Annotated in this window: 21 protein-coding genes, 2 tRNA genes, 1 pseudogene and 1 riboswitch; of the genes and pseudogenes, 3 read left to right on the top strand and 21 right to left on the bottom strand. The window is 44.9% G+C overall.

Translation table 11 applies throughout. The annotated features are described in order from the left end of the window. Positions 1-376 precede the first annotated feature (376 nt). Positions 377-1595, top strand: a pseudogene (locus tag MKY54_RS10145) (IS256 family transposase). A gap of 451 nt (positions 1596-2046) precedes the next feature. Here MKY54_RS10145 and MKY54_RS10140 read toward each other — a convergent pair. The 4 genes from MKY54_RS10140 to nrdR all read right to left on the bottom strand — a co-directional run bounded on the left by MKY54_RS10140 (position 2047) and on the right by nrdR (position 3492). Further along, entirely contained in the window at positions 2047-2322 is a 276-nt protein-coding gene (locus tag MKY54_RS10140; protein ID WP_339190340.1) for a hypothetical protein, read from the bottom strand. 283 nt (positions 2323-2605) lie between these two features. Then, positions 2606-2678 (bottom strand) — tRNA-Lys (locus tag MKY54_RS10135). A 10-nt stretch (positions 2679-2688) separates the two neighbouring features. After that, a tRNA-Ala gene (locus MKY54_RS10130) sits at positions 2689-2764 on the bottom strand. A gap of 251 nt (positions 2765-3015) precedes the next feature. After that, a complete protein-coding gene (gene nrdR / locus MKY54_RS10125; RefSeq protein WP_036678976.1) occupies positions 3016-3492 on the bottom strand; it encodes a transcriptional regulator NrdR in 477 nt (158 codons plus the stop codon). A gap of 163 nt (positions 3493-3655) precedes the next feature. On the opposite strand from nrdR, the gene MKY54_RS10120 reads away from it, so the two are divergent. Then, on the top strand, positions 3656-3874 hold the full coding sequence (locus MKY54_RS10120) for an alpha/beta-type small acid-soluble spore protein (RefSeq protein WP_036678974.1): 219 nt from the start codon (positions 3656-3658) through the stop codon (positions 3872-3874). Between the two features lie 84 nt (positions 3875-3958). Here MKY54_RS10120 and MKY54_RS10115 read toward each other — a convergent pair whose 3' ends face one another. From MKY54_RS10115 to MKY54_RS10065, 11 genes are all read right to left on the bottom strand, one after another. Further along, positions 3959-4522: a lytic transglycosylase domain-containing protein gene (locus tag MKY54_RS10115; RefSeq protein WP_036678971.1), complete on the bottom strand. Its 564-nt coding sequence runs from the start codon at positions 4520-4522 to the stop codon at positions 3959-3961. After that, complete coding sequence (gene coaE / locus MKY54_RS10110; protein WP_076220141.1) at positions 4519-5115, bottom strand: dephospho-CoA kinase; 597 nt, start codon at positions 5113-5115, stop codon at positions 4519-4521. The genes MKY54_RS10115 and coaE overlap by 4 nt, the downstream gene beginning before the upstream one ends. 9 nt (positions 5116-5124) lie before the next feature. Next, complete coding sequence (locus MKY54_RS10105; RefSeq protein ID WP_339172773.1) at positions 5125-5871, bottom strand: manganese efflux pump; 747 nt, start codon at positions 5869-5871, stop codon at positions 5125-5127. A 131-nt stretch (positions 5872-6002) separates the two neighbouring features. Next, positions 6003-6839: a DNA-formamidopyrimidine glycosylase gene (gene mutM / locus MKY54_RS10100; protein ID WP_076124923.1), complete on the bottom strand. Its 837-nt coding sequence runs from the start codon at positions 6837-6839 to the stop codon at positions 6003-6005. 52 nt (positions 6840-6891) lie between these two features. Further along, on the bottom strand, positions 6892-9561 hold the full coding sequence (gene polA, locus MKY54_RS10095; protein ID WP_076191179.1) for a DNA polymerase I: 2670 nt from the start codon (positions 9559-9561) through the stop codon (positions 6892-6894). A gap of 189 nt (positions 9562-9750) precedes the next feature. Beyond that, positions 9751-10410 carry a phosphate signaling complex protein PhoU gene (phoU, locus tag MKY54_RS10090; RefSeq protein ID WP_036678957.1) on the bottom strand — a complete coding sequence of 220 codons (660 nt, stop codon included), beginning with the start codon at positions 10408-10410 and terminating at the stop codon, positions 9751-9753. A 73-nt stretch (positions 10411-10483) separates the two neighbouring features. After that, the gene (gene pstB, locus MKY54_RS10085; RefSeq protein ID WP_036678954.1) at positions 10484-11239 is read right to left on the bottom strand and encodes a phosphate ABC transporter ATP-binding protein PstB; all 756 of its coding nucleotides are present in this window, start codon (positions 11237-11239) and stop codon (positions 10484-10486) included. Between the two features lie 198 nt (positions 11240-11437). After that, complete coding sequence (locus MKY54_RS10080; RefSeq protein WP_036678951.1) at positions 11438-12166, bottom strand: response regulator transcription factor; 729 nt, start codon at positions 12164-12166, stop codon at positions 11438-11440. A gap of 109 nt (positions 12167-12275) precedes the next feature. After that, the gene (locus tag MKY54_RS10075; protein ID WP_076124920.1) at positions 12276-14072 is read right to left on the bottom strand and encodes an ATP-binding protein; all 1797 of its coding nucleotides are present in this window, start codon (positions 14070-14072) and stop codon (positions 12276-12278) included. Positions 14073-14250: 178 nt separating this feature from the next. Then, complete coding sequence (locus tag MKY54_RS10070) at positions 14251-14637, bottom strand: VOC family protein (RefSeq protein WP_076124919.1); 387 nt, start codon at positions 14635-14637, stop codon at positions 14251-14253. A 158-nt stretch (positions 14638-14795) separates the two neighbouring features. Continuing rightward, positions 14796-16355 carry a fumarate hydratase gene (locus tag MKY54_RS10065; RefSeq protein ID WP_076191426.1) on the bottom strand — a complete coding sequence of 520 codons (1560 nt, stop codon included), beginning with the start codon at positions 16353-16355 and terminating at the stop codon, positions 14796-14798. A 102-nt stretch (positions 16356-16457) separates the two neighbouring features. On the opposite strand from MKY54_RS10065, the gene yfbR reads away from it, so the two are divergent. Then, positions 16458-17063: a 5'-deoxynucleotidase gene (gene yfbR / locus MKY54_RS10060; protein ID WP_143762727.1), complete on the top strand. Its 606-nt coding sequence runs from the start codon at positions 16458-16460 to the stop codon at positions 17061-17063. 83 nt (positions 17064-17146) lie between these two features. Here the strand turns inward: yfbR and thiH are convergent, their stop codons facing one another. From thiH to MKY54_RS10030, 6 genes are all read right to left on the bottom strand, one after another. Next, the gene (gene thiH / locus MKY54_RS10055; RefSeq protein ID WP_339190338.1) at positions 17147-18262 is read right to left on the bottom strand and encodes a 2-iminoacetate synthase ThiH; all 1116 of its coding nucleotides are present in this window, start codon (positions 18260-18262) and stop codon (positions 17147-17149) included. A 33-nt stretch (positions 18263-18295) separates the two neighbouring features. Beyond that, positions 18296-19063: a thiazole synthase gene (locus tag MKY54_RS10050; RefSeq protein ID WP_038569684.1), complete on the bottom strand. Its 768-nt coding sequence runs from the start codon at positions 19061-19063 to the stop codon at positions 18296-18298. Positions 19064-19118: 55 nt separating this feature from the next. Next, the gene (gene thiS / locus MKY54_RS10045; RefSeq protein ID WP_038569682.1) at positions 19119-19322 is read right to left on the bottom strand and encodes a sulfur carrier protein ThiS; all 204 of its coding nucleotides are present in this window, start codon (positions 19320-19322) and stop codon (positions 19119-19121) included. Positions 19323-19360: 38 nt separating this feature from the next. After that, positions 19361-19963: a thiamine phosphate synthase gene (locus MKY54_RS10040; protein ID WP_339190337.1), complete on the bottom strand. Its 603-nt coding sequence runs from the start codon at positions 19961-19963 to the stop codon at positions 19361-19363. Positions 19964-20079: 116 nt separating this feature from the next. Further along, a riboswitch (TPP riboswitch) is annotated at positions 20080-20181 on the bottom strand. Between the two features lie 87 nt (positions 20182-20268). Beyond that, the gene (locus MKY54_RS10035) at positions 20269-21141 is read right to left on the bottom strand and encodes an SDR family oxidoreductase (protein ID WP_038569678.1); all 873 of its coding nucleotides are present in this window, start codon (positions 21139-21141) and stop codon (positions 20269-20271) included. A 237-nt stretch (positions 21142-21378) separates the two neighbouring features. After that, positions 21379-23445 carry a GDSL-type esterase/lipase family protein gene (locus MKY54_RS10030; RefSeq protein ID WP_339190335.1) on the bottom strand — a complete coding sequence of 689 codons (2067 nt, stop codon included), beginning with the start codon at positions 23443-23445 and terminating at the stop codon, positions 21379-21381. Between the last annotated feature and the right edge of the window lie 7 nt (positions 23446-23452).

The raw sequence follows: 23452 nt of genomic DNA, 5'->3' as shown, positions 1-23452 counted from the left end.
TAAAATGTTATCTTTGGCTTACTGCTCAGCAATGTATTTCCCACACTTTCTTTTCTCCAAGAACTTCCTCACCCATCATAAGGGACAGGCTCAACGTTGAGAACGGTTGTATTTTGTCGAAACACAACTCGTTTTGTCGAATGCGTAATAAATTGGTCACAATTAAAATAAAAGCTTTGAAATTAATCTAACTACTCCAGAGAAATAACAAAAAGAACCTTAGCGGCAAGTTCCACAAGGTTCTTTCTGTGTATATATTGTTTAATACAAAAAAATCATGTCTAAGACTGGAGAAGACTAAATGAGTCTGTAAAATATATTGTGGAAACTCTCAAACCCATTAAAATGGAATTAAGAGAAAGGTTGGGGAGAACACATGGGACTTTGGACAAAACAGCAGTTACGGGAATTTATTAAGGAAAACAATTTGGTAAGCGCACAGGATGCGTAGAATGCTCTAAAAGTTCTATTTACTGAAACGATTCAGGAGATGCTGGAAGCCGAGATGGATACTCATTTGGGCTACGGAAAGCATGAAGTGAAGGCGAAGCTCACTCCAAACAGTCGCAACGGAAAGATCCGTAAAACGGTAGTCAGCGAGTACGGCGAACAGGAAATCGCCATCCCTCGTGACCGTCTGGGCGAATTTGAGCCACTTGTCGTCAAGAAGCATCAATCGAACGTAACGGGCATCGAGGAGCAAATCATTGCGCTATACGCCAAAGGGATCAGCACAGAGAAATTTAAGACCACCTGGGCAGATGTACGGTATTGAATTCTCTCCTACACTTATTTCCAATGTCACCAATAAGATTGTTCCCCTCATCAAAGAATGGCAGAATCGGCCACTGCAAGGTGTATATGCCATTGTCTATCTGGATGCGATCCACTTCAAGGTCAAGCAGGATGGAGCCATTGTCAACAAGGCTGCCTACATGGTCATTGGTATCAATCTGGATGGAAACAAGGATGTTCTAGGCATGTGGGTGGGTGAGAATGAGTCCTCCAAGTTCTGACTCAGCGTGCTGAATGAACTCAAGAATCGCGGAGTACAAGATATCCTCATTATTTGCGTGGATAACCTGTCTGGGTTCTCTCAAGCCATTGCCGCCTGTTATCCCCAAACTGAAATCCAAAAGTGCATTATTCACCAAATCCGCAGTTCTACTCGGTACGTGTCGTACAAGGACATAAAGAAAGTTACTGCCGATTTAAAACTCATTTACAAGGCAGCTACGGAAGAAGGAGCCTTGCTTGAGCTTGACCGTTTGGAGGAAGTTTGGGGAGCAAAGTATCCACTAATTATCCGTTCCTGGCGAACAAATTGGGACGAACTTGCTACCTTTTTTAAGTACCCGCCTGAGATCCGTAAACTCATCTATACCACCAATATGATCGAGTGTTACCATCGCCAGCTTTGCAAAGTAACGAAGGGAAAAAGCATCTTTCCTACGGATGAGGCCTTGCTGAAGATGCTCTATTTAGTCACTGTCGATGTCACTCGGAAATGGACAGGCCGTTTCCAAAACTGCGGGCAAATACTGCTCCAGTTGTCAGTCTTTTTTCCTGATCGGGTCGGTCAACACTTGCGGTAGATTTGCAACTTCCCCCTCGGGGGAACCTAGGCTTTAAAGAGTTTACACAAAATTATTGACAGACCCTTAGAGTTCAACATTGAACCTCCGAAATGAATCCCCCCTATTAAATAATATGTAGAGTAATACTTATGGACTTATTTATTAATTTTTCGAATTCTTCCGTCTACGGTGTGAAGCCTTTATCTCCAAATAAATACGCTACTTATCTTCTAGCTAAAAATAAAAATTGCCTTCTCTATTGCTAGATAATCTATTTATTTTATAGTTAAAACTAATATTACGTGTAGTGTTAGGCTCAGCTGGATCTTACTTATATCCTTTTGTAAAAATACTTACCACTTCTCCGTTTCTGGTGATTCTCCCAGTACCGAAGCATTTCCAATAATTACTTTAGATGGCCCCTGTGTAATAACACCAGGATTACTAGAAAAGCCGAATGAATAATATGTCAGACTGAAGGATCCTTCAAACGTTTCATCTCTAGATGTTTATTTCCGTATTTTTCTCTCCATTCTTCAAGGAATGAAGAAAAAGTCATCTTTTCAGGAGCTATATATTCACCAGTTTCAGCTTCAGTTTGGAACTTAACTAGTTCTTTTTCAGCTTCTCTAATGCCATTAGCTTTTATGGATTTCGTCCGTCTAATTCTTTTACCACGTGCATCATATCCCGCTTCGACAACAAGCCTAAATGAATTTTTACCCCGTTTTTCAATACTCGCCATTTACCTGCCTCCCTTAGAGGATTGTATTATTCATCCTCTCCAATTGAGACTGTGTTAAACAGCTAATTAAATATTTCGTCCCCAATTCGTCCCCAACGCTTTTTTTCAATCAACTTAACAACAATTGAAGTAACAATAAAAGCAAACCAAAAGGGTATTTCCGCCACTTTAGTTTGCTTTATCCACTTCATGTTTTCAATTCAGTAATTGATCCTTATTCATCCGGAACTGCAAAAATCGCATAAAACAACAAAAAAACGGCATTTCTGCCGTTTCTTTAGGATGGACTCTCAGGGGCTCGAACCCTGGACAAATAGATTAAGAGTCTACTGCTCTACCAACTGAGCTAAGAGTCCATATGATGTTTGGTGGAGCCAAGGGGGATCGAACCCCTGACCTCATCGCTGCCAGCGATGCGCTCTCCCAGCTGAGCTATGGCCCCAAACTGAAATTTCAGATATATGTAATCACACATTTTTTAATTTTAGTTTGGTCGTAATTGAGTTGTTCCGATAAACTCAAGCGTCGTAGGCGACTTCTATATAATATAAAAAATCGCCCTCTATGTCAACACTTTTTTTAAAATTCATTTTTCCAATCAAATTCCCCGCTCAAAACTCAGAGGAAACAAACCAGTACAAGCACTCCTAACAGACCCTAGGATTGGCTGTAACGCCCTAACTGGACAAAACCCTATAATCCCTCTAATTCTCCCGTACTCTTGGATAGCAGCCCCTTGAGTTCCTTCATGAACATATTAATATCCTTGAACTGGCGATATACGGACGCAAAACGAACGTAAGCCACTTCATCTACTGGGTAGAGCTGCTCCATCACGAATTCACCAATCTGTTGGCTTTCCACTTCCGCAACGGCGATGCCGCGCAAAGATTTCTCAACCTCGGACACGATCTTTTCTAGACGTTCCACAGAAACCGGCCGTTTCTCACAAGCACGGATGAGACCGCGGAGTATTTTATCACGACTGAATTCCTCACGGCTGCCGTCTTTTTTAATTACAATCAGTGGCGTTTCTTCAATCATTTCAAAAGTAGTGAAACGTTTGCTGCAACGCTCACATTCACGCCTACGACGGATTGACTTATTTTCATTCGCTGGTCGCGAGTCCAGCACTTTAGTATTTGTGTGATCACAGTAAGGGCATTTCATAAGCTTCATCACTTCCTAATACATAATGGTTTGGTCCCGGAACGTTATAAATCCGGCTTTTGAACGGCTTTTTTATTATTTCCAGAAATCACCGTTTTTTTCTTGTAATGATAATGGCAAGTCCGGCACATAATACAGTTACCAACAGAGGAGGTGAACAGCAATGAGCCAAAGCAACAACTCCAATAACCTTGTAGCTCCAAATTCCCGCGGTGCCTTGGAACAACTTAAATACGAAGTTGCCCAAGAACTAGGAATCACGCTTTCCCCAGATGGTTACCAAGGCAATAAAACTTCTTATGAAAATGGTTCGATCGGTGGTTACATCACTAAACGTCTTGTAACCCTGGCAGAACAACAACTGGCAGGTCAATACAAATAACCTGACCAACATAAGCTTTTTGAAGAAGTATTAAACGACCTACAGGTCGTTTAATACTTCTTTTTATACATAACACGGTAGAAATTAAAATTCTTTGTAAATGTCCGTGTACTGATCATAGTAATAATTAACGCGCTGTACATAATGCCTGGTTTCACCAATGGGAATATCTTTAATGGTTGCATCTGTCCCATCCCAGATCCCTTCGTCCAACCAGCGTTGAACTTTTCCGGGTCCAGCATTATAGGCTGCGATAATTGCTGTACGTTTACCTTCGAACTGACGGGATAAAGTTGAAAGATACCATGTACCCAGTTCAATATTAGCCGAAGGCTCATGCTTGAGTTCTTCCATAGATACGTTTGGAAGCTTGGCCTTTTCCAGCGCCCACTTCGCGGTATCCGGCATAAGCTGCATCAGCCCTAGTGCGCCTTTTTTGGATTCTCGTCCAGTTTTGAAGTTCGTTTCTACACGAATAATCGCGGTTACAAGAAACGGGTCTATCTCATAAGTGATGCTGTGCTTGCGAATCTCATCTTTAAAATGGATGGGATAAAACCACGACATCCAGTTAGTACTCAGAAACAATATTGCCGTAAAACCCACAAATAGCAGAAGCAGTACTCTTTTTTTACGTAGCCATTTCATGATAAACCCAGCCTGTCCCAAAACACAGCAACCTGTTGCTCAGTGTACGCAAGATCGCCACTGTTGTCGATGATGTAGTCCGCTTTATTACGTTTCTGCTCAATATCCATCTGTGCATTCAATCGCGCTTCTGCTTCTTCTAAAGAGAGCCTATTACGTTCCATTAATCGAGCAATTTGCATTTCACGGGGAACGTAGACTACTACAATCTCATGGAACAGGGTCTCAAGCCCTGATTCAAAAAGAAGCGGAATATCCACAATAATAAGCCGCTTCGGCTCTTCCTGCTCCATGCTGTACATACGGTCTTTGATTTCCTGCCGGATAGCAGGATGCGTCAAATTGTTCAAGGTTTGCAGGGCCACAGGATCTTGAAAGACGATTTCACCTAATTTGGCCCTATTCAGTGTTCCATCCGGAAAAAGGATCTCTTTTCCGAATTGCTTAGCAGCAGCCGCCAACACTTCATGCCCGGGAAGCATAACTTCTCTGGCGATCACATCGGCATCAACCAGCCTCGCTCCCTTGTTCACAAGCAGTGCAGACACTGTGCTTTTTCCGGATGCGATTCCTCCGGTTAAGCCTATAATCATGTACTCACCTCATAATAGCTTCAGTATTCCCATTGCAATTAATAATAACGCTGGTAATGCGGCAGCATGCTTCATCCAGTAGTTCCCGGCAAATCTAAGTCCAGTCTTCATACCCAGCAATAGAAATGTACCACTAAACAAAGCTATTGTAAGTGATGTCCATATCGGATTGAAGCCAAGCAGCGCTGCGCCAAGTCCAGCCCCAAAAGCATCCAGAGAGAGCGCAATCCCCAGTATCATCGCTTCCATCGAAGAGATGCTTCCTGAGGCATCCATATCCGCAGAAGACGGGGTACGCAAGATCTGTACTACAATCCCCAAACGGCGAAGCTCAAGTGAAAAAACAGCTGATTTCAACGGTTCATCATTCATAACAGGTTCTGTACCCGCTTCAGAATCAGCAGCTACCTCTGCCCAAGCCTGCTCGGATAATGAGCCCTTATCTACCGTTTCAGCTTTACGTCCGCCATCTGCATCTTTCTCTTTCTGCATCAGCATCTGAACAAGCGACCAGCATCCCATTAGCACAAGTATAACCGCACCAACTATAGAAGCTGCATTCGGAGACACTACCTTGGCAAGCAAAACCCCAACCTGCATCGATACACAGATAACTACCCCCGAACAGAGCGAGATAATCAGAACGGAGAGCAGTGGTATTTTCATTTTACGCAGCCCATATGTAATTCCTACACCAAAACCATCCAAACTCAAGGCAAACGCTAGCAATAGCAGTGAAAATAATGGGCTGAGCACCCGCAATCCCTCCTGTGAAGAACCGGAAAACTGAAATTTTATCGTTTCAGCTTCCGTTCTCTATTAAGCATTCTTCACACAGTATATGGGCGGGACAAGTAGTGGGTGCCAACCTTATTATTTCAACAAATTCAGTGAACAGTCGGACGCTGGCAATTTGGACAATAATGCGTGCCACGACCGCCTACAACCGTCTTCTCAATCATCGTTCCGCAGTTACTACACGGCTGATCTTTACGACCGTAAATCAATAGCTGCTGCTGATACGTACCGCTCTCACCTTGGCCATTAACATATGACTTAACAGATGAACCTCCGGCGTTAACCGCTTCGGCCAGCGTGCTTACAATTGCATGATGCAGCTTGTCCAATTGATTGTCCGTGAGCGCTTTGGCGCTGTCTTCAGGATGGATACCCGCACGGTGCAACGACTCATCTACATAAATATTGCCGATGCCGACGATATATTCCTGATTAAGCAGCAGCGATTTAATTTTGGTGCTTTTACCGGACACGATCTGCTTAAACCTCTCCGGTGTAAAAGAAGGCTCCAGCGGCTCCTGCCCCAGCTTATTTAAAGGCGGCAGCTGAAGATCTTCTCCCATCTGAAAAAGATGCATCGTCCCGAACTGGCGAACATCCGTGTAACGCAGCTCAGTTCCATCCGTAAAATGAAAAATCACATGTGTATGCTTGTCCAGTGGGTCATCATTTGAAAAAAGTCCGTAACGGCCTTCCATCCGTAAATGTGACACAAGCACCAGACCATCCAGCACAATACGCAAAAACTTTCCTCTTCGTTCAACTTTTACAATGCTATGACCTGCCAGCAGGTGGGCAAAAGCCTGAATATCATCCGGACGCTGAATAATCCGCGCCAACCGGACGGTTACATTCTCTATCTGCTTTCCATTAACTAACTCATTAAGTGTTCTCTTGACTGTCTCTACTTCCGGTAATTCCGGCATGATGTCTTCACCTCAACTACATTATAGCTGATATGCACACCTTAAAGGGAGTCTATTTCGCCTCGTACCAGTTACTTCCAAAGCTGACCTCTGCCTTAAGCGGCACAGATAACTTCAGAGCTCCACCCATTACTTCCGGCAAAAGCGTCTTCATAAGCTCCATTTCATCCTCTGGCACCTCGAATACAAGCTCATCGTGTACTTGAAGCAGCATACGGCTCTTAAGCCCACGATCAAATAATGCCTTGTCCATATGCACCATCGCCAGCTTGATTATATCCGCTGCTGTTCCCTGTATAGGTGTATTCATTGCTGTCCGCTCCGCAAAAGAGCGCAGATTAAAGTTCTTCGCATTAATCTCCGGCAGATAACGGCGACGTTCGAGCAATGTGGTCACATAACCATACTTTCGTGCCTCCACTACAATATCGTCCATATAGCGGCGCACACCCTGATAAACCTCAAAATACTGTTCAATAAATTGCGCGGCTTCCTTACGCGGAATATTCAGATTCTGCGAGAGACCGTAATCACTGATCCCGTAGACGATCCCAAAGTTAACGGCTTTTGCGGCACGGCGCATATTACTGTCCACCTGTTCTGCGGTCACACCGAACACATCCATCGCTGTCTTCGTGTGAATATCCATATCATGCAGAAAGGCTTCCTTCATCCGCTCATCGCCGGAAATATGTGCCAGCACACGCAGTTCGATCTGCGAATAGTCGGCTGCTAAGATGGACCAGCCCGGTTCGGACGGAACGAATACCTTGCGGATTTTGCGTCCTTCCTCTAGACGAATCGGGATATTTTGCAAGTTCGGGAATTGGCTGCTAAGCCGTCCTGTAGCGGCAATTGTCTGCCGATAGAATGTATGCACCTTCCCTGTGTTCGGGGAAATTTCTTTAAGCAGCCCCTCTACGTAGGTAGATTGCAGCTTTGCAATTGTGCGATATTGCAGAATCAAACGCACCACATCGTGGTATGGCGCCAGTTTCTCAAGCACTTCGGCATCCGTGGAATAACCCGTCTTCGTCTTCTTGACGACAGGCAGACCTAGCTTTACAAACAAGATTTCACCCAGCTGCTTTGGTGAGTTCAAATTAAACTCAGTGCCACAAATCTCGTATATTTCACTGACCAATTTGGAAATTTGCGCCTCGAATTCTTTTCCAAGCTCTTTAAGATCACCAGCATTGACTGCAATCCCCTGTTTCTCCATATCCGCCAAAATCCGTGACAAAGGCATTTCCAGATCCTCGAATAGCCCTGTCATTGCGGTCTCCACCAGCTCCTGCTGTTGCTTCTGTGCGATTCCAAGAACCGTTGCACTCTTTCGTGCAACGTGATTTCCTAAAACTTCAAGCTCAGGGATTTTGTATTTGGCACCTTTACCAAATACCTCTTCATCAGGAGAGAGCCGCGGCAAGCCGTATTTAGCAGTGAGATCATTTAGATTCTGATTAGCCTCCGTAGGATCAAGCAAATAAGCCGCCAGCTGCACATCATGGGCTGCACCTGCAAAAGCAATTCCCTGCCAGTGTAGAGCCAAATCAGCGCGGTGAAGATCATATCCACTTTTCGGAGCCTTTTCATCTCCTAGCCAATCACGCAGCTTCGCAGCGGCCGGTTTATGCAGTAATTCAAACGGCACATAGTAATGCCGCTCCAGAGAGGACAATCCTATTCCGATTACCTCGGCACGATGCGGATTATCTCCATACGATTCCACATGCAACGCCGAAATATCAGCCAGGGCTTCACTGAGCTCCTTAAGTTCTTCTTCACTTACGATCGTAATATCAAGTGCCGCAGCTTCTACTTCAGCTGCACTCTCCTCACCCTCGGCAACAGGAGCATAAGCACTAAGCGACAAACGTTCCAACAATGATTTAAATTCCAGCTTGGCAAGCGCTGGTCCGGCTGTATCCGCTGAAATTCCATTGAAGACCATGTCTTCCCACGAATGCTCAAGCGGTACTTCACGATAGATGGTCGCTAATTTTTTACTCATCACCGCATCTTCCGCATGGGTTTCCAGTTTCTCTTTCATTTTACCCTTTAGCTCACCGGTTCCAGCTAAGACACCTTCCACTGATCCAAATTGATGCAGCAGCTTCAAAGCTGTCTTCTCACCTACGCCGGGTACTCCCGGGATGTTATCACTTGCATCGCCCATCAGCCCTTTAAGATCAATGATCTGCTCAGGGGTTAGGTCATATTTCTCCCGGATTTGTTCCGGCCCATAAAGCTCAACTTCGGTGACCCCTTTGCGGATTAAAGCAACGGTCGTATGTTCAGAGGCCAGCTGCAACATATCCTTGTCTCCCGACACGATCATAACCTGCCGTCCCGCTTCATCCGCCTGGCGTGAAATGGTGCCAATAATATCATCAGCCTCATAATTGCCAATTTCAAACTGCGGTACACCTAAATTAGTCAGCAATTCCTTCAACAAAGGGAACTGCTCGGAGAGTTCCGGCGGTGTTTTTTGCCGGCCGCCCTTATAATCTTGATAACCTTCATGCCGAAAAGTAACTTTCCCTGCATCGAAAGCGACAATCATATGTGTCGGTTTATGTTCTTCGATTAAACGAAGCAGCATCGTTGTAAATCCGTACACCGCATTTGTCTGTTGCCCTGCTGTATTCGTCAGCGGGGGCATCGCAAAAAAAGCACGGTAAATAATATTGTTTCCATCTATAAGTATCAACTTGTCCATAGTGCACCTCGCCTTTTTCATGCTTACTCCTTACATCTTACCATATGCCCTGTACAAGTAGAAACGGCTTTACCAACCTAAACAGTGGGATAAGCTGATATGTTAAGGATATACAACAAGTAGCCGCCCTTTTAAAAGGGCGGCTACTTAGTTTAACTAAAGATATAACAAAAGCTGTGTAAGTGCAAATTACTGATTCAAGTCCGGACGGCTGCCTGTGACCAGATAAACAACACTCTCACCAATGTTAGTCGCATGATCGGCAATCCGTTCAATATAACGGCCTACCAGCGTTAATAACATAGCTTGGGATACAGAATCCGGTTTTGCCACCATATAACTATATAGCTCATTGATCATCGAACCATATAATTGATCGACCTGATCATCATCTTGTGCCATTCTATAAGCCAGATCCGTGTTCTCATCCAGATAAGACTGGATAGCCTCATCAATCATGGTCGTCACAATTTCCGCCATACGTGGAATGTCTACAAGCGGCTTGATCAGCTGCTGTCCATGGATGCGCATAGTTGCTTTCGCAACATCAATAGCCAAGTCACCCATACGTTCCAAATCGCTAGATATTTTGAAAGCAACGATAATGCGGCGCAAATCTTTTGCTACAGGCTGCTGTGTAATAATTAGCCGTGAGCCAATTTCCATGATTTTATCTTCCATGGCATTCAGCTGCAAATCTGCTTTAATGATTTCCTGAGCGCGCACAGTATCAAGATTCTGTAAAGCAACAATTGCTCCACCAAGAGCATCTATTACATGTTCACCCATCTGCTGCAGCAGACTGCGCAGCTCTTCCAAATCTTTATCAAATTCTTTTCTGCGAATCATAGTAAGAGCGATCCTCCTCATTAATGTATGGTCAGCTTGCCATTTCCAAGGACGAGCGCCCTTGTAGCCCGTATCAGCCGAAACGTCCAGAAATATAATCTTCGGTGCGGGAATCCTTAGGAGTAGAGAACAACACCTCTGTATCCGCCGCCTCTACAATTACACCATTCAAGAAAAACACGGTTCGACCAGATACACGTGCCGCCTGATGCATGTTATGAGTAACCATAACGATTGTATACTTACTTCTTAATTCCTGTACAAGCTCCTCTATCTTGAGCGTAGACACAGGATCAAGTGCAGACGTTGCCTCATCCATGAGCAGAATATCCGGCTGTACTGCCAAAGCTCGGGCGATACACAGCCGTTGCTGCTGTCCGCCGGACAAGCTAAGGGCAGATTTTTTCAGAAAATCTTTAACTTCCTCCCACAGCGCGGAATGACGCAGACTTTGCTCTACAATCTCATCCAGTTCGCTCTTTGAACGAATGCCGTGCAGGCGAGGACCATAAGCTACATTGTCGTAAATCGACTTCGGAAAAGGATTGGGCTGTTGGAATACCATGCCCACCTGCTTACGCAGGCTTTCTACCTCTACCTCGTCACTATAAATATTTTTGCCGCCGATGTTTACAGTTCCTTCAATACGTGTACCAGGAATCATATCATTCATACGATTCAGCGTGCGCAACAGAGTGGATTTTCCGCAACCGGAAGGTCCAATAAAAGCAGTAACCTGTTTCTCCGGAATTTGCAGATTCACATTCTTCAGTGCGTGAAATGACTCATAGTAGAGATCAAGTTTCTCTATGTCAATGATGGATTTCATTAGTATTTACGTCTCCTTCTCATCATCTTCGTTCTCCATAATAAGCTTTTAATGTAAATACAGTTGGAGAGAAATGTTAACGCAATGTAAAATTGGTGAAGATGAATTAGTCCACGTGATAGTATTCCCTACAATTCGGCGTGTAATCTCACCTGAATCTTGTTTATGAACGGGATAAAGAAGAAAACTCCAGTCATGCTAAATGACCGGAGCTCTCTTTTTGTTAACAACTAATTTATAACCTACACCTCGAATGGAATCGATATGGACGGATTCTGGATCTAGCTCAAGCTTTTTACGAAGTGAACTTACGTGCACATCAACGGTGCGCTGTCCACCAATATAATCAAAGCCCCATACAGCGTTCATAAGATCATCTCTTGTCAGCACTACCCCTGGTTTACGAGCCAAATATAACAATACCTCGAACTCTTTCGGTCGCAGGTTAATGCTATGTCCACCTAAGGAAACTTCATACCGCTCAGGATAGATTTCTAGTTGTCCCAGAATGATCGTAGAAGCAGATATAGGTGTCTCTTGTGGAGCCTCCTCAGCAAGACCGGAAATCCGCCGCAATACAGCGCTCACTCTTGCAAGCAATTCGGATACCCCAAAAGGTTTGGTTATATAATCATCAGCACCGGATTTCAGCCCTCTAACCACATCTTCTTCAGCATTTTTAGCAGTCAATACGATAATAGGTGTGCGGATACCTTGTCCACGCAATTTATCAAGGATGTCAATGCCATTCATTCCTGGCAGCATCAGATCCAATACGATCAAGTCAAAAGGTTCCCTCGTCGCACGATCATATCCTGCCGTTCCATGATCCTCTACCGTCACCTCGTAACCTTCCTGCGTTAAGTTATAGGACAGCAGCCGGGCTAGTGTCGGTTCGTCTTCAATGACAAGCAATCGTTGAGCCATAGGTTCCCCCGTCTTCCATATAGTTTGATTTTTACAAAACAGCAACAAAACCATCATATCACCGTAATGTTAACTTAGTGTAAAATTGAAAAAGTGAATTTACAAAAATCTAATCGGTCTTTTCTTCCTGCAGTAAAGGCAATTCAATCACAAAGGAACTTCCGATTCCCAAATCACTTTCAACTGAAATCACTCCATGGTGCATATCTACCAAATGCTTTACAATAGACAGCCCCAATCCGGTTCCACCGGAGCTTCTGGATCTTGCCTTATCCACCCGGTAAAAACGTTCAAAAATACGCGGAAGATCTTTTTTAGGAATCCCCATACCTGTATCGCTAACAGTAAATTGAACATTTTCGGAGCCGTCTGGTTTCAGTAGACTCTTAACGTAGACCTTTACGTTTCCGCCTTCATGTGTGTAATTAATCGCATTAGAGAACAGATTCATAAAGATTTGACGCAGCTTATCCTCATCCGCCTCAATGAATAGCTCCTCAGGAACCTCTACATTAAGACTAATGTTTTTCTTCTCAGCGACTTTACTGATGGTTCCCAGCACGGAATCAAAGAATTCAATGATATGAACCGGTGAGCAATCGAGCTGCACCCGTTTTGATTCGATTTTAGATAATTCCAGAATATCTCCAATCAAGCGATTTAAACGCTCGTTCTCATCATAAATAATTTGCAGGAAGGATCTCGCCGTCTTCTCATCTTTAACTCCGCCACCCAGTAAGGTCTCGGCAAACCCTTTGACCGCTGCAACCGGAGTCTTGAGTTCATGCGATACATTAGCTACAAATTCACTACGCATCCGCTCCAAACGGCGAATTTCCGTAACCTCTTGCAATAGGAAAAGCATACCTCTGTACGTACCATCCTGGATCATCGGAACCGCGTCCATCCGTACAATTCGCTCTCTTGGGTTATAAATACTTCGTTCTTCATGAATCGGCTCCCGGCTTAACACCCCTTCTTCAAGCAGACGGGTTAGCTCATAATGCCGTTTTAACTCTTTGTACGAATGACCCGCCATTTCACCGTTACTGACATCAAGCATTCGCTCTGAAGCCCGATTAAGCAGCGCAATCTCTTCTTCCGCATTGATCATTATGATGCCGCCCGTCATATTATCCAGCACGCTTTGCAGCAGATCCTCATTATCACGAATCGTCTTAAGCTGGTCTTGAAGACTGTCTGCCATCGCATTAATCGCTGTAGCCAGCTGTCCAACTTCATCTTTACGCTTCAAATGAACTCTGGCATCATAATCCAGATCGGTAATCCGCCGGGCAACTCTTGTGATTTGCTCCAGCGGGGAAGTCATGCTTGAAGCTACTTTATAGCTCACAATAGTTGCTGACAAGAACAAGATAATTAGACCTGCAGCCATGATCATCCAAGCATGCTTAAGACCTTGCGTTACAGCATCAAGTCCCATTGAGACCCGAATATAGCCGTCAAATCCCTGATCAGAAGTTACCTTTCCAGCCACATATAACATCTCATGCTTTAGAGTTTCGCTGTAACGGATTGCCCGTCCAGTTCCCTCTTTCGCAGCCCCTATCTCTTCTTCACGATTGGAGTGGTTGTCCATTTCCAAGGGGTTTTTCTCAGAATCGCCAATTACTTTACCCGACTTTGTAATAAACGTTATCCGAGAATCTAAAAGTTTAGAAATATGCTCCGCCTGTTCAGTGTAATACGGGATCGCATTCGAAGAATTCATATCAACAAATTCCAGTGTGCCTGAGAGCAAGCTTATTTCCCGGGACATATTCTCTTCCAGAGCAGTTATATGGGAGCTCTTAAACAGATGAGCCATCGTAAATCCAGTACCAATCATGGAAATACCGATTAAGGCCATAAGTATAAACGTAAGACGAGCACGAAACGGTTTCATCTGAAATTTGCCTCTCCCTTTATCATTGTATCTTTTATCCTAACTTCATTTTCTTCAAAATACCAGTACGACTATGACCGTGACATAAGCCCCCCAGAGTAGATTATATAAAAATAACAGCCCGAGTTGATTAACTCTGGACTGTTACTTTGTATTACTTTTGTAAAAACACATGAGTTTATTCTGTACGGGTGGCAAGAAACCACTGATTACCCTGACGGTCTCTAACCCCTGCTCCTCTTTCTCCATAGGATTTATCCAGTGGTTCTTCAATAATAGAAGCCCCGGCATCCAGGCACTTGCGGTAGGTCTCATCAACATTTCTTACATAAAGATGAATGGCAAGCTGTACCGGTGAATACTTTTCATTCGCTTCGGAAATCTCAATGATGGAATCACCGATTCTGACCTCGGCATGCCTAATCCTTCCCTCATCATTTCGCAGCATATCAATAATTTTGGCATCAAAGCAGTGCACAACAAAATCTATCAATTGGTCTGCATCTTCCGCAATAAAATACGGCGTAACGTTAAGAAACCCATTTCTAATATAATGTGGTGCCATTCGTTGTCCTCCTTTAGACAGGCAAAAACGCCTTCGGCGTTCCTTAAGGATCATTTATAGTCTGGACATATAAATCCTTATAATTTGATTAAAACCCATGGAAAAGCCATTCAGAGAATCTGCCCTCCTCATGACTTATCCACCGGTTGTAACCCCATTTATTTAAACACTGGCTCCTTGAATTGAGTCAATTTAGCTGCAGAATCTTTTTCCACATCCGCATGCAGACTGTTGCCGTGAGCATCCATCGTCACAATCGCTGCAAAACCCTCCACATCGAGATGCCACATCGCCTCAGGAATACCAAATTCCATAAAATCAACAGCGTTGACCTTCTTAATACACTCAGCATAATACTGGGCGGCTCCACCAATCGCATTGAGGTATACCCCGCCGTGCTCCTGCAACGCTTTTAACGTTTTTGGACCCATACCACCTTTTCCGATGACTGCACGGATTCCAAATTTTTTGATGATATCGCCTTGATAAGGCTCTTCACGAATGCTCGTAGTTGGGCCCGCAGCTTTTACATGCCAGCCTTCCTCATCTTTCATCATCACAGGACCACAATGATAAATCACAGCCCCTTCCAGATCTACCGGAGACTCATGATCCATTAAATATTTGTGCAAAGCATCACGGCCTGTATGCATTTCACCGGATAAAATAACCACGTCTCCAACACGCAGACTACGGATATCCTCTTCACTTATCGGCGTTGTAAGACGTACTTCCCGCGACTCAGAGGCCGGGCTGTTAGCTCCCTCAGCAACTACTGCTTCAGATTCATGTGCCCCTTCATCATCTACAGATATCCCTGTACCACTCTCATACAACCAATCCTCTATATTGCCTGTGGATGGATCAACCAGCACCCCTTGGCGGCGGAAGGCCCAACAGTTATAAGCAACGGATACGAAAAAGCTAGCTGGCAGACGATTCATTACGCCAACCTTACAGCCCAGCAGCGATACTTCACCACCAAAGCCCATCGTGCCAATTCCAAGCTTGTTAGCATTCTCCATAATATAGTCTTCCAGCTTACTAAGGTCTTCTATTGGATTAACATCCTCCACTTTGCGGAACAGCTGCTTCTTAGCCAGCTCGTAGCCAGTCGTACGGTCACCGCCGATACCCACGCCAATAAAACCGGCACTACATCCTTGTCCCTGCGCCTGATATACCGCGTGTAAAATACATTTACGGATTCCGTCAAGATCCCGACCCGCTTTGCCGAGTCCTTCTAATTCTGCCGGGAGACTGTATTGAATATTTTTATTCTCGCAGCCTCCACCCTTCAGAATAAGTCTAACGTCTATTTTATCCTCTTCCCATTGTTCGAAATGAATGACTGGTGTGCCTGCACCCAAGTTATCTCCGCTATTCTCACCTGTTAATGAATCTACAGAATTGGGACGAAGTTTACCATTCTTGGTCGCTCGTACAATGGCATTATGAATATCTTTTTTCATCTCAATCTGATTGATTCCCACAGGGGTGTGAATGATAAATGTAGGCATTCCCGTATCCTGACAGATCGGAGACACTTGCTGCTCAGCCATTCCGATATTTTGCGCAATCGTGGTTAAAGCAAGACCGGACCGGGTAGCCCTGTCTTCCAGCGCGCGACCTTTTGCAACTGCCCGGCGTACATCTCCCGGCAAATTCGTGGAAGTTTCTACGATAAGGTTATAAATACTGTCTTCAAAATGCTGCATCTTCATTCAAGCTCCTCTCGGCAGTTCCAGGTTATCTAAAGTTTGATACAATTAGTATAATAATATCATACCTAGCACCGCATGAAAGGGGTTACTTTAAAATTGAGCTACCATTTTTCTGCCTATCTATATCGTCTTCAGTATATTCAGCGCTGGAGCTTGATGCGCAGCACCGCACCGGAGAACGTCGCTGAGCATTCTTTTCATGTTGCATTGCTCACACATATGCTCTGTTCCATCGGTAATGTTCATTTTGGACGTTCACTAAACGCGGAACGAGCAGCAACCATAGCTCTGTTCCATGATGCCAGCGAAGTGTTCACAGGTGACATCGCCACGCCGGTAAAATACAACAATCCTCGCTTGCTCACCAGCTTCCGGGAAATGGAGAAAGTTGCGGCTGATCGCTTAACTGGAATGATTCCATCAGAGCTGAAAAGCATCTACACTCAGCTTATACGACCGGAAGACAGCCCTCCCGATTCGGAGGACATTCTGCTGCACAGCTATGTGAAAGCCGCTGATCGGCTGGATGCTTATTTGAAATGCGTATGGGAAGTTGCTGCAGGAAACCGAGAATTTGCCGCCGCGAAGGAGCAGACAGCAGCAAAACTTCGTGGGCTTGACCTGCAGGAAGTGGATTATTTTCTGACTCATATGGCACCGAGTTTCGAAATGTCTCTCGATGAGCTCTCTGCCGGAAACTAAACACCCTCTATACAATAAAAAATGGACCTCCGCATGAATCTCGCAGGGGTCCATTTAGTGATTAATAATTGATAATACAAGCGTTACGTTGTTGATTCGGTCAGGATATCCCAGTCTTTAAAAATGGGCTGCAAACCCTTCGTATATAGCATTTCCGTAATCTCCTGCACACTACGGCTATCGGATATTTCGAATTGCGGAGTTCCCCCTGCATTAGTGTGACCGCCCACCTCAGTAGTGACCCCGGCTGACATCTTTGTTATTCCTAGATGAATTAAATGATCGCGTAGAGAGGCAGGCTCTCGTGTAGATAAAGTAATGCCCGAACGGGGTAAAAATAACCGGTATGCCAAAATAATCTGCACTAGCGATCGGTCGGTAACATCACACTCCGGGTTAAATTCCCCTAAATAAGGCCGAAACCGTGGAGGTGACAGACTGATCTCGCAATCTGGATACCGATCCTGCAAATAGCGGGCATGCATGGCACTTTGGAATGCCTCTTGCCGCCAATCATACATCCCGAGCAACGTACCAATATTCACAGAACGAAAACCTGCCTGACAGCCGCGTTCAGGTGCATCCAGGCGATTCCGGTAGTTTCTTTTAGGCCCTTTAACATGCAGCTTTCTGTAAGTCTCCTGGTGGTACACCTCTTGGTATAGTGTTAATCCATCCACCCCTGCTTGAAGAAGCTCTTTATATTCTGCAGTTGATAGAGGATTTATCTCAATACTGACAGAGGAAAAAAATTCCCTAAGTACATCTACACAATCCTTAATATATGAGACAGGATTCTCCCGGCGCGATTCACCAGTCAAAATGAGGATATGCCGCAGACCTGTAGCTGCAATCTTCTCAGCCTCCCTGCGAACCTCCTCCAAGGACAGCTTTTTACGCGGAAAATCATAAATGGAGCTGAAGCTGCAGTAGGTACAATGATTCACACAAAAATCCGCAAGATACATCGGTGTGAACAGCTGCATCGAATAACCAAAATGTGCACGGGTCAGTCGCTGTGCAGCCAACGCCATCTCCTCTAGCAGCGGCGTTGCTGCCGGAGAGAGCAATGCCAGCAAATCATTTTCGTTCAGCTTGTCTTTTCCAAGCGCCCGCCTAACGTCATCCTCCCGGAACTCCTTCCACAGCTGCTCATAAGGATACTGCTCCAAGCGGGCCAGTGTGTCAAAAAAGCTCATGCTAATCTTCCCTCCTTTCGTGACCTATCAAATTCAGTTCAAAAATCCAGTCAACGGTGACGAAGCAAAAGCAACTTCTTCTACAGGACCGAGTCCTGCCAAATAAGCTTTGCGGCCAGCGGATATCGCCTCGCGGAACGCTTCCGCCATGACGAGCGGATTACGTGCCGTTGCAATAGCCGTATTAAGCAGAACAGCAGCGGCCCCCATCTCCATTGCTTCCGCCGCTTCCGAGGGCTTGCCAATCCCGGCGTCTACAATAATCGGCAAATTCACTTCTTCAATAAGAATACGCACAAGCTCCTTAGTGCGCAGGCCGCGATTCGTCCCGATCGGCGCACCAAGCGGCATCACAGCAGCAGCACCGGCATCTCTCAGACGTAAAGCAGCCGAAAGGTCCGGACTCATATATGGCAATACTACAAAACCCTCCGCTGCTAAAATCTCTGTAGCTCGTATGGTCTCCAGATTATCTGGAAGCAGGTATTTCTGATCATTGATCACTTCGATCTTGACCCAGTTCCCCAGTCCCGCAGCTCTTGCTAATCTTGCAATACGGACTGCCTCTTCCGCTGTACGCGCTCCTGAGGTATTAGGCAGAAGAGTCATGTGGCCGGGAATGTGGTTCATGATATTTTCTGCTCCACCTTGCGGGTCCACTCGGCGAAGCGCTACAGTAATCACCTGAGAACCAGAGCTTGCGATCACTTCGGGGATCAACGTATTCCGGCTATATTTTCCGGTTCCGATAAATAATCTACTGGTTAATTCGATACCGCCAATATGTAACGGGTCATGCATGAAATTACCTCCCTTTGGTTCTTATAAATTTCTCAAAATTCTATACCGCTCCATCTCAACCCCCACCAACAAAGTGCACCAGTTCCAAACGATCATCCTCGCTCAGAGCAGTACTTTCATAATTCTCCTTACTGACAATTTCTCCATTCAGCTCAATGATCATCAGACGACCTGACCACTCAGGAAGACTGATCAAATCAGCTATAGTTTGAATACCACCAGAACACTCTGCGGATTTCCCGTTAATCAACAGCTTCATTCTGAATCACCCCCTTCGCCCGTGCTGTTACCTCCAGGCTATGAATGAACCGCCTTATGAATAGCTTTGGCGGCCTCATAAGGATCATCCGCTCCGCAAATACCGGACATCACAGCAACTCCTGCCGCACCTTTCCTGATGATCTGCGCCGCATTAGCGGGGCTAATTCCGCCAATCGCAATTACAGGAATAGAGCTGGTCTTCACCGTTTCTGCAAGCAGCTCTAACCCACGTGCGGGCAGCCCTAACTTGCTATCCGAGGGAAATACATGACCAAACAAGCAATAATCAGCTCCCTGCTCTGAGGCATTCGCCGCTTCTTCCGGAGAATGAACCGATCTCCCCAGCCGAAGCTGAGGTGCAATTCGCCGGGCTGTACCCGGACTCAGACTGTGCCAGGCCAACTGAACCCCCGCGGCACCAGCTGCCAAGGCTACATCTATTCGGTCGTTGATTATCAGTTTGGTAGCGGGCATACCGGCAGCCAACAGCTCCTGTGCCGCAGCGAGTAGTTCGTGTGCAGGACATTGCTTATCTCTCAGGTGAATATAATCGACCCATATCTGCACCGTGACAGCTAGTTCAACAAAATGTCTCAGTTGCAGCTTGCCGTCTGATATTAGATGGATCTCAGCTTGCAATATCACGATCTCCTCTCTCACTTCCCTATAGGTCAGTAAAAAACAAAAAAACTGCCTCCCGTAAGGAAGGCAGTCAGAATCTGTATATAGACGGCACTATAAATAGCTCGATAACAGAAATTCGTCCTCCACTTCCCTACGCTGGTCTTAACCAGATCAGGTTCAAAGGGTCCGGAAATCCATTCCGTCTCAGCCAATCGGCACCCCTAGTGACATAAATATACAATTTTAAAATGCTAACGTGGTTTATAGTAACATATTTTTTTATTGAAATACACCCATTTATTCACATTAGCTGTACTGATCTAACCGTTTACTACCTCGCCACCATTTACATGAATAACCTGTCCAGTCACATAACTGGAATCGTCAGAGGCCAGATATACATAGGCTGGTGCCAGCTCTTCTGGTTGTCCAGGCCGTTTCATAGGCTGTGTACCTCCAAACTCGCTAACCTGTTTTGCATCAAAGGTAGAGGGAATCAGCGGTGTCCAGATTGGACCTGGTGCAACACCGTTTACCCGTATGCCCTTCTCTGCCAGATTCGTGGACAAGGATCGTGTGAAGCTAAGAATAGCTCCTTTAGTTGATGAATAGTCCAGCAGCTGCGGGCTTCCGCGATAAGCGGTAATTGAAGTTGTATTTATAATGGTAGATCCTGCTTTTAAATGAGGCATAGCTGCTTTTGTTAAATAGAACATCGCAAATATATTCGTACGGAAAGTACGCTCAAGCTGCTCGGAAGTAATATCCTCGATCTTAGCTTGCGGATGTTGCTCTGCCGCGTTATTGATGAGAATATCAAGCTTTCCTAAGCCCTCCACCGTCTGTTTAATAAGATCCTTACAGAATTTCTCGTCACCGATATCACCTGGAATTAGGATACATTTGCGGCCTTCCTGCTCGACCTGACGTTTAGTTTCCTCTGCATCTGAGTGTTCATTAAGATATGAAATGACCACATCAGCGCCTTCTTTAGCAAAAAGCACAGCAACTGCACGCCCAATTCCGCTGTCTCCACCGGTAATTAATGCCGCCTTGTCTTGCAGTTTACCTGCTGCTTTATAATTTGCCGGCTCGTATTTGGGCAGCGGCGTCATTTCACTCTCAATCCCTGGCTGATGATGCTGCTCCTGTGGGGGTAAGGTTTTTGTAGCTTGTTTATTGTTGCCTGACATCTTCCCTATCTCCTCTCGTTAAGCAAATTGATAGTTAACTGATCGTCTTAGGATGGCACAACTATGCACGTTTATACGCTGGGTTTGTCATTTTCTTAAATTGCTTTACGAATCTTACTTACCACAATGAAAGTAGAAATAAACAACCGTGAGAGATACACTGCTGTAAGTGGAGAGGAATTCACTGCATACAAATAGACACAGCATCGCTGCTGTGCCTTGAATTGTTCACCCTGACTATTTTAGAGAAGAAACATGATTTTCTGCATTCACTTCATGTTCCAGCACCCACATAAAGTTCAGAGCTTTGGCCGCTTTCTCCCGGGTCACTATAGCTTTAGGTTCTAGTTCTGTCCCATTGACCATTTCGCCTCTGGCAATCCCCACTTCAGATCTAATGAGTCCTAATTCATATGCACTTTTCACTTTTGAAATTAAATAAGGAGAAATGTCCGCTGTATCAACAAGCTGCGTCCAGGATACAAGAGGATAGTACATCGCACCTCTAGCTCCTGGCTCCAGATTCGAATCATAGCCAGGATCTCCTGGCACTACTGCTATGCCGTTATAATCAGTCATGTACTTAGGTTTATTAGCAAACTTTATTTGGTAAACGTCATAGAGAATAGCACCCATCGTTTCACGTGACAGCTTACCTTTCGGATAATAGGCAAGATCTGATCTTTCCACTTTCATTAACTTAGAAATACTGCGTGTGAATTCAGCAACTGTCATCACCGTATCCGGATTAAAATTTCCTTGACGGTCTTTGCCCATTACTCCCAGCTGGATTAATTTCTCAATTTGATTACGGTAATAAGCAGCTTCCCCAGTCGTCGTATCATTCGTTATTTCCGGAAAAATCTTACCCCAGTTCCCTGTTAGTGCCGCATGCTTAACGTTCCCTTTAAGGTAAGCAGTAATGGAGGCAGCAGTAGAATCGCCAGTAGCACCTTTCTCTACAAGCTCCGTAACAATCATCCGCGAAAATTGTTTGGAGAGCGCTTCTTTAAAATGAGTCCCATCGACTTTCTTTGAAGGATGCCCGTTAGCGTAACTTCCGTCATTTGTTTTGCCTGGCGTTTCTCCGGCTTCAATTGACATGAAGAGGGATGTTATTGCTTCTACACCGATCTCGTTATAATATTTCAGACTTTCCGAGTTAAGGTCAATAAGTGTAACTCCAGATTCATCTGCGACCCGTTTAAGAATATCTACAAACTTTCTTGATTTAAAAGAATTTTCATAGATATATCCCGGACTTGCATTCCCTTTAATTCTGGACATTGGGGTTACCAGTACTGGTATCATACCCCGGGCTTGAATCGCAGGGAGATAGACTGCTTTAAGGTAATTTTCATACATTGCTTCTGTCGAACCTCTGCCGTAACGTCTGAACTCATCTGCGCTCTCATCATTGTGTCCGAATTGAATAAACACATAATCCCCAATGCTGCCATTCAGTAAAATGTCGTTCAGTCGACCTTCTGTATAGGCATTTTTAAACGAGCGTCCCCCCATGGAATAGTTAGTTACACTCAATTTATGTTGATTAAACATACTGCCAATAATCTGGCCCCAACCACTCATTGGTGCTTCGTCGAAGGTGTAGGACTTGACCGTAGAATCTCCAAGTATAAATAAATTCGGAAGAGCTCCAACTGCTCTATGCTGAGGCAAAATCGGTTCCAGTATGATCTCCTCAATCCCCACAGCTGTGTTCACTTTGTTCGGTTCGATCTCAATATCTATATGGTCACGGCCGTTTACATACGTATAAGTCCACTCTTTCCCTTTGGCTACAGCCGTATGCTTGACGGGTACAAGCTTTGCAGCGTCCCAATGTCCACTTTTCAACAAGCGGCTGGTCTGCATTCCGGATACTGACACGATCCCATCCTCTGCGTCAGAAGTCGTTTTTACATATACGTTGTAGGTTCCAGGGGGAGCATCCATTCGAAACGCCATTCCGTAGTTGTTATAATTATCTTTCTCAGATTTAGGTTCAGCAAAAAAAATAGGTTCTGTGATGAAAAAACCTGTTCCATCGGATGTAATTGAGTCGGTGTGCACTTCTCTGGCGGGTAAAGCGTTGGTCTCTTGAACAAAACCATAACCTAAAGATGAGTCATACAATTGTGCACCGCGATTAGGATCATACCTAACGGATTGATATCCTGTTTTAACTTGGTTTGTAAAATTGAACTTGTATACGCTTGCAATTTGGGTTGGAGGTTGCCTCTCTGCCCCATCTTTTATAAAGGCTGCCTCTGTTGTACCGTGAGTAAGAGTCAATGAAGCCATTAGTAAA

The organism is Paenibacillus sp. FSL P2-0121 (genome assembly GCF_037975345.1).
In the GTDB taxonomy this organism is placed as follows: domain Bacteria; phylum Bacillota; class Bacilli; order Paenibacillales; family Paenibacillaceae; genus Paenibacillus_AQ; species Paenibacillus_AQ odorifer.
Note: the sequence above shows the minus strand (reverse complement) of the source record. Positions and strands in the feature narration are given on the sequence as shown.